At 39.6% G+C, this 1358-nt stretch carries 1 protein-coding gene; it reads left to right on the top strand.

Translation table 11 applies throughout. The features are described 5' to 3' along the window. Positions 1-206: 206 nt before the first annotated feature. The gene (locus O9295_RS00245) at positions 207-1226 is read left to right on the top strand and encodes a GMC family oxidoreductase N-terminal domain-containing protein (RefSeq protein ID WP_288030838.1); all 1020 of its coding nucleotides are present in this window, start codon (positions 207-209) and stop codon (positions 1224-1226) included. The last annotated feature ends 132 nt before the right edge of the window (positions 1227-1358 follow it).

Below are 1358 nucleotides of genomic sequence, written 5' to 3'. Positions count from 1 at the left end.
AGAAAAACTTGATTAATAATGTACAGGATTAATTCTACTACAAAATTGGAAGGAGGAGGCAACCATCGACCCCTACCTCCTACACTCCGAGAATGATTATTATTCTTGAGCATGAATAGTTTATTTTTTGGAAGTCCCTTATTGGATCGGGACCAGTAGGAGCCGCATTTGCTCGAACACTTGTTGAGGCAGGTCGAGAAGTTTTAATGGTTGATAGTGGGATACAGTTATCTGCCAAACCAGGAATACATGTTAAAAATGCCTATATTTACCAAAAATATAGAAATCATTTCACTCCTTTTGTTCAGGGAGAATTATTTAAACTGTCCGTGCCAGTTAGTAACGCGGGGGTTGAAACTCTCGATCCTTACGCTTATTGGACACCTTTAAGCGTAAGTAATAACATAAATCCAGATCAAGATCAGAATAAGAATATGCCTTCGGCACAGGCGGCATATGTTGTGGGAGGGATGGGAATTCACTGGACTTGTGCGACTCCACGTCTTAATTCCAAGTTGGAGCGTTGGGATTTTATTCCTGAGTCAGAGTGGGATGATCTTTATAGACGGGCAGAAGCTCTTTTTATGACAAATACTAACGTTTTTGCTACTTCTCTTCGAGGAGCAGTTATCAAGAAGAATGTGCAAGAGTTGTTTCAAGATCGTCTTGATTCTAACTATCCTGTACAGCAATTACCTGTTTCTGGTTATCGTCGTCTTGATAATCCTGATTTGGTTTGGTGGGGAGGTCCATCGGATATTCTTGGTCCCCTGCTAGATATGAATCAGGATGCGTCTCAGCGTTTTCAGATTATTCCAAACCTTCTTGCAGAAAAGATTATTCATAAAGCTGGTCGTGTTGAGTATGTTGAGTTTCAATCTCTAGATCCGTGGGAAAAAATAGAAATATATGCTAACGATGTTATAGTTGCTGGTGGTGCCATTATGACACCGCAACTTCTCTGGAATTCAGATATTTTTCGTGGAGAAGAATCGCCTCTAGGTCACTATCTTAATGATCAGCCACTTGCTTTTACTCAAGTTGTTCTTTCCAAAAAAATAATTAAAGAAATTCAATCTTTAGAAGATTATGATGAACGAATGACTAATAGTCATCTTGCTGAAGAGATTCCTATACCAATTAACGATCCCGATCCTACGCTATGGATTCCAGTACAAGATGGGCGACCTTGGCATTGTCAGATACACAAAGATGCTTTTAATTAGGGTTTGCTGAATAATGGTAAAAACCTTACAGGAAAGGGCTTTTAGCTTGATTGAGAGCTTCCCAAATGCACTTAAATCTGCTAGAATCTCTTAAAACCCTTGCATCACCCTTGCATCACCCTTGCATCTTCT

The organism is Microcystis sp. LE18-22.4A, assembly GCF_027531105.1.
Classification (GTDB): domain Bacteria; phylum Cyanobacteriota; class Cyanobacteriia; order Cyanobacteriales; family Microcystaceae; genus Microcystis; species Microcystis aeruginosa.
Note: the sequence above shows the minus strand (reverse complement) of the source record. Positions and strands in the feature narration are given on the sequence as shown.